Origin of the sequence: Burkholderia sp. L27(2015), from assembly GCF_009765705.1 — a bacterium.
Lineage (GTDB): Bacteria > Pseudomonadota > Gammaproteobacteria > Burkholderiales > Burkholderiaceae > LMUX01.
Map to the genome: position 1 here is coordinate 874,233 of NZ_LMUX01000016.1, position 13,072 is coordinate 887,304.

Below are 13,072 nucleotides of genomic sequence, written 5' to 3' on the forward strand. Positions count from 1 at the left end.
CTGTCGAAACGCGTCGCAGGTCGGCACATAGAAATGATCTAACGTAGTCTTGGAGACACTGATGAAAATCGCAGTATTAGGTACCGGCGGCGTGGGTGGCTACTTTGGCGGACGGCTTGCCGCTTCGGGCTCCGACGTCACGTTTGTGGCGCGTGGCGCACATCTTGAGGCAATCCGTAAAAATGGCCTGCGGGTTATCAGCCCACGCGGCGACATGCATCTGCAGAACGCCAATGTTGTCGACGACATCGCCAAGGTTGGCGCGGTCGACCTGGTGATCGTGGCCGTGAAGCTGTGGGACACGGAAAAAGTGGCGCCGACGCTCAAGCCCCTGGTCGATCAGGGCGCAGCCATTGTTTCGTTCCAGAACGGCGTGCACAAAGACGAAATATTGCGCAAGCATCTGCCCGCCAAATCCCTCATCGGCGGTGTCGGTTATATCGCAGCGGTGATCAGCGAGCCCGGGGTCGTCACCCACAGCGGCCAAATGCAGGGCCTGACCTTCGGCGAGTACGACGGTACGAAATCCGCGCGGGTACAAGCGCTGTTCGAAGCGTGCCAGAAGGGGGGCATCGATGCGCAAGTCAGCGACGCGATCGAACGCGTGATCTGGGAAAAATTTGTGTTCCTGGTCGGGCTCTCGGGCACGACCGCGACGATTCGCCGACCGATCGGCGAAATACGCGAAAACCCGCAGACACGTGCGTTCTTGTTGAACGTGATGCGTGAGGTGGTGGAGATTGGGCGGGCCAAGGGCGTTCCGCTTGCGGCCGACTTTGCCGAGAATCGGCTCGCATTCTGCGATACCTTGCCGGCAACCATGACCGCGTCCATGGCCCACGATCTGGAGCGTGGCAACCGTTTGGAACTGCCCTGGCTTAGCGGCGGTGTTGCCGAGTTCGGTCAGTCACTGGGTATAGCGACCCCGTTCAATCAAGCGATCTCGGACATCCTCGCGATTTACGCACCGGGCAAGCGCTGAATCGCACTCGTCCGCCTTTTCTTCGCAGCGGGCGTGCCGAGCAGCGCCGTGACGGGTCTTAACAGTCCTTCCAATAAGACCCGCTCAGGGCGCACGCGCGCCAGCACCCGAAGTGCCAGCAGCACGCCCAACAAAAGCCGCGCGAGATCTGCGGCGCTCTGCGCGCTCGAGATAGTGCCGGCACGCTGACCCGCCAACACGCAACGGCAGAAGAACGCCTCCACACGAACCAGCACCTTGGCGATCGCACGCTGGAAGTCGAGGTCGTGCGGTGCAAGCTCTAGCGCGGAGTTCACCAGCATGCAGCCTTTGCGTTGCTTGTCGCCCAACGAGGCTTCCACGATTTCCTCGAAAAAGGCGTCTATCGCTGCGCGCGGAGGCAGGTTTCCTTCGAAGCGTTCAACGCGGTCGCCGAAACTACTTTGGACATAGTGATCGAGCACGCGCCGGTATAGCGAACGCTTGTCGCCGAACGCGTTGTATAGGCTTGCGCCGGTCATGCCCATGTTTTCGGCCAGATCGCGCACGGAGGTGGCCTCGTATCCGCGATTCCAAAAACACTGAGTGGCGACATCGAGCACCGCGGTTTCATCGAATTCTCTCGGCCGTGCCATTCGCGTCATGCCTCCCTTTGATGAAGCAACCCAATGTTGCCGTCGTGGTTCGCCTAGCCTATTCTAAAGCGATCGTTCCATATTTGGCCCCGATCTGGCCGAATGAGTCAAATTATTCAGAACACTTGCGCATCTGGGCACAATCGCGCGCATTTGTTTCATCGTGGATTTTTAGGTTGCTCTGAATCGCTTAAGCGAATACACTCCGTTCGCGGGGTGGAGCAGTCTGGCAGCTCGTCGGGCTCATAACCCGAAGGTCATAGGTTCAAATCCTATCCCCGCAACCAACACGCAAACGCCCGTGCATCAATCACGGGCGTTTCGCTTCATGAAGGCGCTCCCCAAAACACCCGATTGCGACCTGCCGCTTTAGCGTTGTAGAGCGCTTCGTCGGCGGCCTTGATGACTGCCGCGATCGTACTGCTGCTCTTGGTTTCCCACGTTGCGACACCGATGCTGACCGTGACCCTTCGATCGTCGAACTCCGGTTGGAAATTCATATTGCCGACCGCTTGCCGTATGATTTCCGCAACCGCGGTAGCGCCCACGCGGTCGGTCTCCGGCATTGCCACCACGAACTCTTCGCCGCCGTATCGGGCCGCAGTGTCGCCGGTTCGCCGGATGTGATCGGCGATACAACGCGCGACAGCCGCGAGCGCGTCATCCCCCGCCTGATGCCCATACCGGTCGTTGTACTGCTTGAAATGGTCGATGTCGACGAACAGGATGGACAGCGGCCGCCCGCTGCGTGTAGCCAGGCGCCACTCGCGCTCAAGCGTCTCGTCCAGCGTGCGCCGGTTGTACAAGCCCGTGAGGCTGTCGGTGCGTGCCAGCATCATCAGCTCGGACTCCAGGCGCGCCTTTTTCGTCAGCGCGAGAGCGAATAGAACTGAAAGCCAGATAAACGCTGCGCCGAATGTGGCGGTGGCGCAGAGTATCCATGTGGCTCGCTGCCGCCAGTCCGCGAAAATATCCTCCTCGGCCGGTGCGGTTTCCATGATGAGCGGCAAACCGGGAAGATGCGTGAACTGGTAGTAGCGGCGCACGCCATCGATCGACGCCACGTCGGAAAAAGTGCCGTCCGAACTTTGCGACATCTTCGTAAACGGACCGGTGCCGCGCAAATCTCGTCCGATCAGCTCGGCACGGTACGGTGCACGCATCATCAATGTCCCGTCCGTGCGGATCAGCGCCATGGTGCCGTGTGCGCCAAGGGTGAGGCCCGATAGCAATTGGCGGAAGTACTCAAGCCTTATCGTGAGCAGGACGACCCCGCCAAAGGAACCGTCGGGATTGTCGATGCGGCGCGTGAGTCCGATGCTCGGTTCTCCCGCCCTGACTCGGGAGGCGAATGGACGGCTGATATAAAGCCCGACGTTCCGATTGTCTCGATGAACCGTGAAATAGTCCCGGTCCGCGAAATTCGCTGACGGCGGGCTGGGGAAGCGCGAATCCGTCACGACATTTCCCTTGGCGTCCACGACGTAGACAGCGCCCAGGTACTCAGCGGTGATTGACGTATCGAACAGGTATCCGCGCCGCAAATCCAGCGGCAGCGACATGACCTCCGGACGCTTCAGACCCGCTAGGACAGCAAGCAGCGACAGGTCATAGAGCTCGATGTTGCGCGATATATCGCGCTGGACGACGATCAAGGTGTTGCGAGACGCTTCAGTCGAACGTTCCAGCGCGTCCTTGCGGCTGTCGTAGAGTTGCACTGCGCAGATCAAGAACATCGCGATGATCGCCAAGCTCGCTCCTGCGATTGCGACGTGCGACGCGTTGGCCTGTGTGGACCACCTCGGCCACCTCATCTTGAACCTACCCCAGGTCATAGGCGCCCCGTTGGGAGGCGAGCAGGTCGTGCGCGGATCGATGCTGTCCCCTATTCGCGGGCCCGATGATAACGAGCGCTGCTTTTCTCATAAATTGATCTCCGGAGCTGAATCAGCGACGCGGCGTGTTGGTGCGGTATCGTAACCCGCCGAGGGTAAATCTGACAAACCGGAATAGGGGTACAACCTGTATTTTGTGGTTTTATAAAAATCGCTTTTGGAGATCGGTTTCAGATCGTCGCATTTATTTTTGTTTTTATTATATAGGTATGCAAATTAATATTCAGAATATGAAACGAGGAGTGATTCTCGGTCAGCGCTTTCAAGGCCAGCTTGCCGTGCTCGAACCGAGTGGGTTCGCGGGATAGCGCCAACTCATGGGCGCGCCCGCGACAATGACCGGTGGCAGGACCCGTCGCGCCGCACCCCAGCTCGTGGCTTCCACATCCGGCGCAAGGTCGTCGGCCGATTCCGGCGCACACGGCATGCGTTCGATTGCGCCCGAGCCGTCGTCGCCATCGACCAGGAACCTCGCTGTGCGGGCAAGTGAAAGGCGCGCTTGCGTACCGGACCCCTGCGTCAGGCGCGTGCTCACGGCCTTGATTGCCGTTGCCGCGAGAAGATAACCGGTGGCGTGATCGAGCGCCTGAACGGGCAATGGCACTGGGCGGTCTGCATGGTATCGATGCATGCCGGTGTCGGCGATGCCGCTGCTCATCTGGACCAGGCTGTCGAATCCGCGGCGCGAGGCCCAGGGACCGGACCATCCATACGCGTCCAGTGAAACATCGATCAAGCCGGGGCGCAGCGCGCCACGTGCCACGGCATCGTAGCCGAGCCCCGCCAGCGCGTCTGCACGGTAACCGTGCAACAGAATATCGGCTTGCGATAACAGCGTTTCGAACACGGCCCGGTCGCGGTTGTCGTGCAGATCCAGCCGAGCACAACGCTTGCCCAGTGTTACCTCAGGGACAACGCCCGGTTCATCCCACGTGGGCGAATCGATACGCAAGACTTCCGCGCCATATCCGGCCAGAAAGCGTGTGGCAACGGGGCCCGCCAGCACGCGGGTCAAGTCCAGGATGCGCAAGCCTTCCAACGGCCGCGCACTGGACATCAGCTTGAGCTCGGGTGCAGCCCCCGCAGCGGCGATATGCACTAGCGGTTCGGCTGCCACTGCCATGCCTTGCGGATGACGCGCCCATTCGTCGCTTGAGCGCATCTCGGCCGCGCAACCGCCGGCTTGCACGATGGCGTTTTCCAGATCCTGTTTCGCCCATGGCGCGATGGCGTACGCCATGGTCTCGTGGTCGGTTTGCGGTCCCAGCACGCGTTCGGCGGCGGCGCGGTGATGGGGCGCATTGGTGTGCACGCGAATCCAGCCATCGGCCGCACGGTAGTCGCCGGCAATCGGATCGCGTTCGGGCGGCCTGCTCCAGCCCAGCGGGCGCAGCGACCAGTCGAACCAGAACGAAGCGAACCGCCGATCGACGATCACCTCTGGGCGCTGGCCCCGGTGGCCGAGCAATTCGGCAACCGATAGCGCGGCGGTAGCGATGGCTGCGCTGGCAAAATCGGTTACGGCATAGGCTGAGGGCAAGCAGCCTTCGCCACGGAACACAAGGGTGTCGAGCAAAGTCGAGTCGCCGCCGATTGCGGTCCAGGCCGCAGTGGTCCATTTACGAGCGCTGGTCATGCTTGCCTCCTGTTGGGCAATACATGCGAGGCGAGAACATCGACCACATCGACCGGTCCATCGCGCAGGCTTTTCTCTTGGGCGACCATCACAAACCTCTGCAACTGCTGCAATTTCATAAGGGTAACCCCGAGATAAATAAATGTAATCACCTCCAAATAAATTACATCTTCTCAAGCGACGCAGCAATCTCTATATTCTGGGTAGCTACGCTAGCCACGCAATATCACCTCTATATACAACCAGGAAGATTTGACCTATATGACCGAAGCCCAGCACTATTGTGAAGTCAGCGACCTTACCGAGTCCGCCGCGGGCTTGCGCGAGATACGGCATCAGATCCACCAAAACCCCGAACTCGCCTACGAAGAAATCGAAACGGGTGCACTGGTCGCCAAGAAATTGACCGACTGGGGTTTTACGGTCACCACGGGTGTCGGCCAGACCGGTGTGGTGGCAACGCTCAAGGTGGGCGACGGCCAGCGCAGCATCGGCATACGCGCCGACATGGATGCGCTGCCGATACTCGAAGAAACCGGCTTGCCGTACGCCAGCCAGAAGCACGGAAAAATGCACGCCTGTGGCCACGACGGCCACACCACCATGCTGTTGGGCGCGGCCCAATATCTGGCTCGCACGCGCAATTTCTCGGGCACGGTGCACTTGTATTTTCAGCCCGCCGAGGAGCATGGCGTGAAGAGCGGCGCGATGAGCATGATCAAGGACGGTTTGTTCGAGCGCTTTCCCTGCGATGCGGTGTTTGGCGTGCACAACCACCCGGGCGCGGCGCCGGGCACATTCCTGTTTCGCACCGGCCCGTTCATGTCGGCCGGCGACAAGGTGCGCATCACCGTCAAGGGTGTGGGCGGTCATGCGGCGCGCCCGCACCTGACAGTCGACCCGGTGGTGGTGGCATCGAGCATCGTGATGGCGTTGCAGACCGTCGTGGCACGTAACATCGACCCGACGGAGCCCGCCGTGGTGACGGTCGGCGTATTGCAGGCCGGCACGGCGAATAACGTGATTCCGAATACCGCCAAGCTTGAACTGAGCGTGCGTTCGTTCAGCCAGCAGGTACGCGAACAACTGCAGCAACGCATCACCGAGCTCGTGCATGCGCAGGCGCAGAGCTATGGCGCGAGCGCCGAGATCGACTACATCATGGGCTATCCGGTGGTCGTCAACAGCGATGCGGAAACCGAGTTCGCCATCAAGGTTGCGCAGGAACTGGTCGGAGAGGACAAGGTGGTGCCGCATACCGGCCTGCTAATGGGCAGCGAGGATTTTGCCTACATGCTGCATGAGCGTCCCGGATGCTTCCTGCGCATCGGCAACGGCGAAGGTGAAGACGCCTGCATGGTGCACAACGCAGGCTACGACTTCAACGACCACAACCTTCCGATCGGAGCCGCCTTCTGGGCACGCCTGGTGGAGCGCTTTCTCGAGCAAGCGCCGGGGCAGGGTAAATGAGTAACGAGCGCGCACTCGTGGCTGATCCCGTTGGCGCCTCGTCTGCTGGCGCGGTGCCGGCGGATCGATGCACAGGCGGGGCAGCAAGCGGCGAAGCCGGCGGCGGGGCCACCGGGGCCACCGAGGCAACCAGCAAGGCCGCGATCGCCGCGGCGGTCATCGGCAACTGGCTGGAATTCTTCGACTTCACGGTCTATGGTTTTTTCGCCGTCACCATAGGCAAGTTGTATTTTCCATCCAGCGATCCGACCACTTCGCTGCTGCTGTCGGTGGGGACCTTCGCAGTCGGCTTCTTCACCCGGCCGATCGGCAGCGTTGTGCTCGGCATTTACGCCGATCGCCGAGGACGCAAAGCAGGGCTGAACCTGACTATACTTTTGATGGCGTTCAGCACGGTCGCGATTTCGCTCACGCCCACCTACGCTCAGATCGGCGTAGCGGCGCCCGTGATCATCGTGCTTGCGCGCCTGCTGCAAGGCTTTTCACAAGGCGGCGAGTTCGGTGCGGCGACGACCACGTTGGTGGAACGAGGATCGGCTCGAAACCGGGGTTTTCGCGCCAGTTGGCAGCTCGCAAGCCAAGGCGGTGCCGCGTTGCTGGGCTCCGGTACTGCTGCCACGCTGGCCACGCTGTTGCCGGCCGATGCGATGAACTCGTGGGGCTGGCGCATTCCGTTCCTGATGGGTTTCCTGATCGCGCCGGTCGGCGTATATCTGCGCCGCTCGCTGCCCGACGACGCTCTCACGCAACACCACGCTGCGTTCGGGGGGAATGTGCTGGGAGAGTTGCTGCGGCATCACAAGAAAACCATGCTGCTGATTACGCTGGCGGTCATGGGGGGCACGGTGTCGACCTACATCCTGACCTTCTATATGCCGACTTACGCGATCCATACGCTAGGCTTGCCGCAGAAGTTGTCTATGTGGATAGGCGTGGCCTCGGGCTTGACGCTGCTGATCATGTGTCCGCTGTTTGGCTGGTGGTCGGACCGGCTAGGGCGTCGCAAGTTGCCGATCTTCATCGGTCGGTTGACCCTGGTGGTGATGCTGTATCCGGCCTTCTGGCTATTCAACGCCTTTCCGTCGCTGGGGGTCATCATGCCGTTCACGGCTTTGATGATGGTGTTTTATTCGATGGGCTCGGCGCCGCAATTCGCGCTGATGTCGGAGTCGTTCCCGAAGCAGGTGCGAGCCACCGGGATATCGGTAGCCTACGCGCTCAGCGTCACGATCTTCGGCGGTACGGCGCAATTGGTGGCCACGTGGTTGATCAAGGTGACGGGCAACAACCTGGCGCCGGCATGGTACGTGGGCGGCTGCATTTTGCTGTCGCTGATTGCCGTCGGCCAACTGCAGGAGACAGCGGGTAAAGCGCTCGATTGAACGGGAACCAATTTTCGTACGCTGCCGAACAGATCGCCCACAAGCAGCCTCACAAAATAGTGTCAATGCAACGTCCGTGAGGTGATGCCATGCTTGCCGAAACTATGACTATCGAAGTCGCGCTTTCACACCAGGGCAAATGCTACCGCGTGACCTTGGTGCAGTGGCCGTCCGGGCAATGGACCTGGAGCTACGCCTTATGGAATCGGCTGTACACGAACGGCCGAGAAGGTGTCGACGATAGCGGGACCGCACTCATGCAGGCCAAGGCGGCTGCGGAGGCGCAACTGGATCTGCTGGTGACGTAACGCGCAGCCGCAAGAACAGAACGGCGCGAGCGACGCCGCTGCAATAGGATACAAGACACCCGCATCGCCCGCTTCCAAAATAGACCTCCGTACAATCGATCAGGAGGTCTGCAGTGACATACACTATTCCCGCGCCTATTCCAGCGCCTACACTCGACCCGATACCCGAGCATGTGGAGAAACCCCAGCGCTGTGTCATCGTGCTGGATCGCGCGTTGCCGCCAGGCAAAGCCGCCAATGCCGCGGCCGTTATCGCGCTGACCATCGGACAGCGGCACCCGGGGCTGGTGGGCGAGCCCTTGATCGATGCGAGCGAGCACTCGCATCCCGGCTTGATCCCGATCGGCATCCCGGTGCTGGCGGCCAGTCGGGAGGAGTTATCCTCCCTGCGCAGCCAAGCAATCACCCTAGGCTGCGATATCGTCGATTTTCCGGAGCAAGGGCAGCAAACCACCAACTACGCGGCGTTTCGGGACGCGGTCGCGGCCGTTCACACTGTGCATCTGAGCTATGTCGGCGTGGCGCTGATCGGGGCGAAGAAGCCGATCAGCAAGGCTGTGGCGCACCTGGAACTGCTGAAATGAGGTTTGCAGATGACGTTCACGACTGGCGCTCATGGCGTAACGCATGATGCATGACACTCACGGGCGACGTTCGGACATGTTCCTCACACGCGGATCGCCGCCCGCATTGCTACCTTATAGCTTCCAGGCGTGACACCCATCATGCGCCGGAAGTGGCGAGTCAGATGCGCTTGGTCCGTAAAGCCGGCGGCGGCGGCCACCTCGGCCAACGCTAGTCCCGACTTGATCAAATCCATGGCATATCGGACGCGGGCTTGACGCTGAAAACCATGAGGCGTCATGCCCGTCGCACGATTGAAAGCGCGGAACAGCCGGTAGGGCGGCAAACCCGCGGCGCTGGCGATATCGGTCAAATGTACCGATACATCCAGGTGATCGGTCAGGAAGTCGCGCGCCAGTTTCACGGCGCGATCTTCGCGCCCGACAACCACGGGCGGCGCGGTATTCGACGCGTGCCGCTGCAGCAAGCGCGCCGCGAACGCCAAATAGCGTTCCTCGCGATACAGCGCCGGGCCCCGTTCTTGCGAGCAACGATGTACACCGTACAAGGTCGAGCATAGCGCGCGGTCCCGGATGATTGGTCCCGCGAGCGTGACCGACCTCGATACGCGTTCGTCGCCGACCAGTGCTCGCAGGTAATTCAGGTCGACGTAGAGCGTGCGTTGCGACCAGCCGTGCAAGTCGACCGGCCCACCAGCGTGCGGTTCGTCCGCGTCGATCGCGTACAGATCGCCACGCCGCGCCACGAACTCGCTACCGCGCATCTTGATGCGGATCGACCCCCATGTGAGCAGCGCGAAACATGCGGTGTCGTGCGTATGCACGTCGTAGGAAAAGTTGGTGAAGCGGCCGCGCAGCAATGCGGCACCGAGTTCGGGCGCTTGCCAGATCGTGGTTTCGCTATTGCTTTGCTGTGCCGCCATGCCGCCGCCCCAGGTTGGTCGATCAGAAGACGACAGTGTACCGGCATCGCAGTAAGATCTAAACGTTCGGCTCAATCAAGCATCCACCAGGCGAACCAAAATGCCCAATCCTATCGAAGAAGAGATACAGCGCAAGCTCGATATCTTCGTGCTGACACGTACGTCGCTGCTCGAGCACGCGGGTTCGTTGTTGGCCGGTCTGAAACAGACTCTCGGGGAGGGTGCCAATTTGACGCTCGTTACCGAAACCACGGCGGGGACATGGGCCATGCCCGACGCCGGAGCGGCGTGGACATTCGATGGCAAGAATTTACGCTTTGGCGTGCGCATGGAGCTCTGGTATGAGGCGAAGCCGGTGGGGTTCATGATACTTCCGGTCACATTCGAAAAGGTGAATGAATCGGCCATCAAAGCTGTATTCGGCATCGAGTCAACGAGCGTGGAAGGGAGTGCCGGAAACGACGCGACGATTGCCCAGGCGGCAGTGGAGCGCATGCTCGCGGCGGCCGAAAAATGGACGCCGATCGCGACGGCAGGTATCGAAATTATCGCGTTGAGTTAGATACCGGGTTGGAGGTCAAGTCACTGGATAAGACGATGTCGTTATCAATCAGGACTGCTGCAAATTCTTCGTATCTGAGCGCCGTGATCTTGCAAGCCTGCGTGCCATCCAACAGCTCGACTTCAATCGCCGGGACGGCCAGTTCGATCGAAAGGTGGCCGCCCGGTCCTTTGAGCACGGCGGGCGTCAAATCGCCTTTGAAGCGATATAGCAGCGCGGTGCCGCTGACCGGTAAGACCTGGTAGGAGATTGCCAAGCGCACGGCCGTGGGCGGAACAAACTCGCTGATATCGATTTTTCTGCGTTCGCTCATGATGAACTCCTGCGGAAGTCATTCTTGCAAATTTGTGCCGTTTTTACGCGTCACCGGGGTTCTTGGGCGTTTGCACCGGCTCCGGTGGCTCGCCGGGCTCGGAGTCTTCTTCCTGCGCGTCCTCATCCGGTGGCTCGGTGCCAGGAGGCTTCGGATGCACCGCGAAACTGGCGTTCGGTGAAAATGTCAGCGATTCCCGACCGATGGACTTTGCGATTGAGTGGCATTGCATGGCATCCTCCCTTCCATGACTGAGCTGGATCCTATGGAAGGGAAAGCAAGAGACGCGCCTGAAGTTGCCTGGTCGAATATCCGACTGAATAGCTCAGACCCTGGCAAAGCACAGTTTCACGCTACACCCTGGTGTACCGTCTTCGATGGAGAGCAACGCTCCGTGCAGTCTGGCGATCGCTGCGACCAGGCTCAAACCGAGTCCGTGCCCGGTCTGGAATCCCTCAAGGTGTAATTTGCTGCGGTAAAACGGCCGCAGCACGGCTTGGCGTTCGTCGAGTTCGATGCCGGGCCCCGTATCGGATATCTCGATCAGCACTGCGCTGTCGCTCGGGGACAGCGACACCGTCACGATTCCGCCTACAGGCGTAAACTTCAAGCTGTTATCGACCAGATTCTTGATCGCCCCAAAAAGCAAAGCCGGGTCACCCAGCAGTTCGATATCTTCAGCGTCACTGCAGAGATCGAGCGACAAATGCAGAGCGCGCTCTTGCGCGAGCGGTTCATAGAGTTCGATGACGTCGCGCAGCACCGTTGCGATCGGCACCCTGCAGAAACTGGCACGCCGCGCATGAGCTTCGACTTCGGCAATGCGCAACAAAGCCGAAAAACGAACCAACACTTGATCCGATTGAGCGATCGCGTCATCGATCGCGGTACCGTATTCATCCGGATCGGATGAACGGCGGCGCACGCGCTCTAACCCGCCGCGCAAACGCGTCATGGGCGTGCGTAGTTCATGGGCAATTCCCGCGCACACGCTGCGCACCTCGTTGACCAGCCGCTCGATGTCGTCCAGCATGGAATTGACAACGACGGCCAGGCGGTCCATGTCATCATTCGATCCTCGCACCGGCAAACGTTGTTCGAGTCGGCCCGCGACAATTTCCCGGCTCGCTTCACTGATTGCCCGGATGCGGCGCTTCGATAGTGAATTCAATGCGGCGCCATAGCTCAGACCCAGCAGGATCGTGAAGGCCAATCCGCCGAGCACAATGTGCGTCAGCATTTTGTCGAAGCTTTCGATCTCGTCCATGGCTTGGCCGACCACGGCCCGCTGGCCGTTCGCCAATGGCGCTGCGATGGCCCGGAAAGGTCTACGCTTGAACTTATGCTCGATTTGTACGACTTGCGAGTAGTCGTAGGGTTTCCAGTCCTGGGCAGTCGGCGGCGCTTCGATGATGTTGCCGGCCAGATGCGTGCCGTTCTGCTCGAATAAACCATAAGGTCGGATAGCCGCCACCTCGCGTTTGCCGCGATCGTCGATATTGATGTACGCGTCGCGCGGTGTACGCACGATCAACTGGTGTGCTTCACGGACCAGCCGTTCGTCAACCTGTTGGACGAGGTAGTTGCTGATCAACCAGTACACAACGCAGAACAGGATGATTTCGGCGAGCACGAACAGGCCAAGAAAGAGCCATATCGTCGAAGGACTGCGCCACAGAGTACGATTAGTCGCTGGCACGGAGTACATATCCTGAACCGCGAACGGTGTGGATCATGGAGGGTCGCTGACCGTCGAGCATGATCTTGCGACGCAGTTGACTCATGTGGACATCGATGACATTGGTCTGTGCATCGGCAGGGTAATTCCATACCGCTTCGAATAGCAGCGTCCGGGTAACAACCTGATCGGCATGCCGCATCAGGTACTCGAGGAGTTTGAATTCGCGCGGCTTCAGCTCGACGGTGACGCATCCGCGGGTCGCCGTGTGTCGTACGCTGTCGAGTTCGAGGTCTCCGACGCGCAATGCCCCCGGCTCCGGGGTATCGACCCCACGTCGCAAAAGCGCATCCAGCCTGGCAGTCAGCTCAAGAAAGCTAAAGGGCTTGGTCAAGTAATCGTCACAGCCCGCGTGCAGACCACGCACGCGTTCGTTGACCGCATTGAGGGCGCTCAGCACCAAAACCGGGGTGTCGACGCCGACATTGCGCATCGTAGTAAGAATCGAAAGCCCATCGATACCCGGCAACATGCGATCAAGCACGATGATATGAAAAGTCCCGCTCAACGCATGAAGCAATCCTTCATGTCCGGTGGCTGTTCGCTGCGCCGAGAAACCGTGATCGTGCAGCGCGGCCAAAATTTCTCCGGCCGTTATATCGTCATCCTCAACCACGAGCACGCGAGTCGATTGTTGCCGACCTGATGGGTGTTCCGTCATTCCA

At 60.2% G+C, this 13,072-nt stretch carries 15 protein-coding genes and 1 tRNA gene; 7 read left to right on the forward strand and 9 right to left on the reverse strand.

Annotated elements, in window-relative coordinates; all coding sequences use genetic code 11:
* The first annotated feature begins 61 nt into the window (after positions 1–61).
* Positions 62–982, forward strand: a complete 921-nt coding sequence (locus GSQ77_RS11855; protein ID WP_158902190.1) for a ketopantoate reductase family protein — start codon at positions 62–64, stop codon at positions 980–982.
* Here GSQ77_RS11855 and GSQ77_RS11860 read toward each other — a convergent pair.
* Positions 961–1,596 carry a TetR/AcrR family transcriptional regulator gene (locus GSQ77_RS11860; RefSeq protein ID WP_158902192.1) on the reverse strand — a complete coding sequence of 212 codons (636 nt, stop codon included), beginning with the start codon at positions 1,594–1,596 and terminating at the stop codon, positions 961–963. The two genes, GSQ77_RS11855 and GSQ77_RS11860, sit on opposite strands and share 22 nt — an antisense overlap.
* Positions 1,597–1,806: 210 nt before the next feature.
* Here GSQ77_RS11860 and GSQ77_RS11865 point away from each other — a divergent pair.
* Positions 1,807–1,883 (forward strand) — tRNA-Met (locus GSQ77_RS11865).
* 39 nt (positions 1,884–1,922) lie between these two features.
* On the opposite strand, the gene GSQ77_RS11870 is transcribed toward GSQ77_RS11865, so the two are convergent.
* The 3 genes from GSQ77_RS11870 to GSQ77_RS29780 form a co-directional block, all read right to left on the reverse strand.
* Positions 1,923–3,332 (reverse strand): sensor domain-containing diguanylate cyclase, encoded by a 1,410-nt coding sequence (locus tag GSQ77_RS11870; RefSeq protein ID WP_254067611.1) that lies wholly within the window; start codon positions 3,330–3,332, stop codon positions 1,923–1,925.
* Positions 3,333–3,753: 421 nt separating this feature from the next.
* On the reverse strand, positions 3,754–5,127 hold the full coding sequence (locus GSQ77_RS11875) for a CoA transferase (RefSeq protein ID WP_158902196.1): 1,374 nt from the start codon (positions 5,125–5,127) through the stop codon (positions 3,754–3,756).
* A complete protein-coding gene (locus GSQ77_RS29780) occupies positions 5,124–5,246 on the reverse strand; it encodes a hypothetical protein (protein WP_301951148.1) in 123 nt (40 codons plus the stop codon). Before GSQ77_RS29780 ends, GSQ77_RS11875 begins: the two co-directional genes overlap by 4 nt.
* Positions 5,247–5,388: 142 nt before the next feature.
* On the opposite strand from GSQ77_RS29780, the gene GSQ77_RS11880 reads away from it, so the two are divergent.
* The 4 genes from GSQ77_RS11880 (at position 5,389) to GSQ77_RS11895 (ending at position 8,871) form a co-directional block, all read left to right on the forward strand.
* Positions 5,389–6,597: a M20 aminoacylase family protein gene (locus tag GSQ77_RS11880; protein WP_158902198.1), complete on the forward strand. Its 1,209-nt coding sequence runs from the start codon at positions 5,389–5,391 to the stop codon at positions 6,595–6,597.
* Positions 6,594–7,979 carry an MFS transporter gene (locus tag GSQ77_RS11885; protein ID WP_158902200.1) on the forward strand — a complete coding sequence of 462 codons (1,386 nt, stop codon included), beginning with the start codon at positions 6,594–6,596 and terminating at the stop codon, positions 7,977–7,979. Before GSQ77_RS11880 ends, GSQ77_RS11885 begins: the two co-directional genes overlap by 4 nt.
* Before the next feature lie 89 nt (positions 7,980–8,068).
* The gene (locus GSQ77_RS11890; RefSeq protein ID WP_158902202.1) at positions 8,069–8,287 is read left to right on the forward strand and encodes a hypothetical protein; all 219 of its coding nucleotides are present in this window, start codon (positions 8,069–8,071) and stop codon (positions 8,285–8,287) included.
* 113 nt (positions 8,288–8,400) lie between these two features.
* Positions 8,401–8,871 carry a DUF2000 domain-containing protein gene (locus GSQ77_RS11895; protein ID WP_254067560.1) on the forward strand — a complete coding sequence of 157 codons (471 nt, stop codon included), beginning with the start codon at positions 8,401–8,403 and terminating at the stop codon, positions 8,869–8,871.
* A gap of 83 nt (positions 8,872–8,954) precedes the next feature.
* Here GSQ77_RS11895 and GSQ77_RS11900 read toward each other — a convergent pair whose 3' ends face one another.
* On the reverse strand, positions 8,955–9,794 hold the full coding sequence (locus GSQ77_RS11900; protein WP_158902204.1) for an AraC family transcriptional regulator: 840 nt from the start codon (positions 9,792–9,794) through the stop codon (positions 8,955–8,957).
* A 100-nt stretch (positions 9,795–9,894) separates the two neighbouring features.
* Here GSQ77_RS11900 and GSQ77_RS11905 point away from each other — a divergent pair, with 100 nt between their 5' ends.
* Positions 9,895–10,356, forward strand: a complete 462-nt coding sequence (locus tag GSQ77_RS11905) for a hypothetical protein (RefSeq protein WP_158902206.1) — start codon at positions 9,895–9,897, stop codon at positions 10,354–10,356.
* On the opposite strand, the gene GSQ77_RS11910 is transcribed toward GSQ77_RS11905, so the two are convergent.
* From GSQ77_RS11910 to GSQ77_RS11925, 4 genes are all read right to left on the reverse strand, one after another.
* Positions 10,340–10,669 carry a hypothetical protein gene (locus GSQ77_RS11910; protein WP_158902208.1) on the reverse strand — a complete coding sequence of 110 codons (330 nt, stop codon included), beginning with the start codon at positions 10,667–10,669 and terminating at the stop codon, positions 10,340–10,342. The two genes, GSQ77_RS11905 and GSQ77_RS11910, sit on opposite strands and share 17 nt — an antisense overlap.
* Before the next feature lie 43 nt (positions 10,670–10,712).
* Positions 10,713–10,901 (reverse strand): hypothetical protein, encoded by a 189-nt coding sequence (locus GSQ77_RS11915; protein ID WP_158902210.1) that lies wholly within the window; start codon positions 10,899–10,901, stop codon positions 10,713–10,715.
* A gap of 93 nt (positions 10,902–10,994) precedes the next feature.
* The gene (locus tag GSQ77_RS11920) at positions 10,995–12,368 is read right to left on the reverse strand and encodes a HAMP domain-containing sensor histidine kinase (protein WP_158902212.1); all 1,374 of its coding nucleotides are present in this window, start codon (positions 12,366–12,368) and stop codon (positions 10,995–10,997) included.
* Positions 12,355–13,068, reverse strand: a complete 714-nt coding sequence (locus GSQ77_RS11925; RefSeq protein ID WP_158902214.1) for a response regulator transcription factor — start codon at positions 13,066–13,068, stop codon at positions 12,355–12,357. The genes GSQ77_RS11920 and GSQ77_RS11925 overlap by 14 nt, the downstream gene beginning before the upstream one ends.
* Between the last annotated feature and the right edge of the window lie 4 nt (positions 13,069–13,072).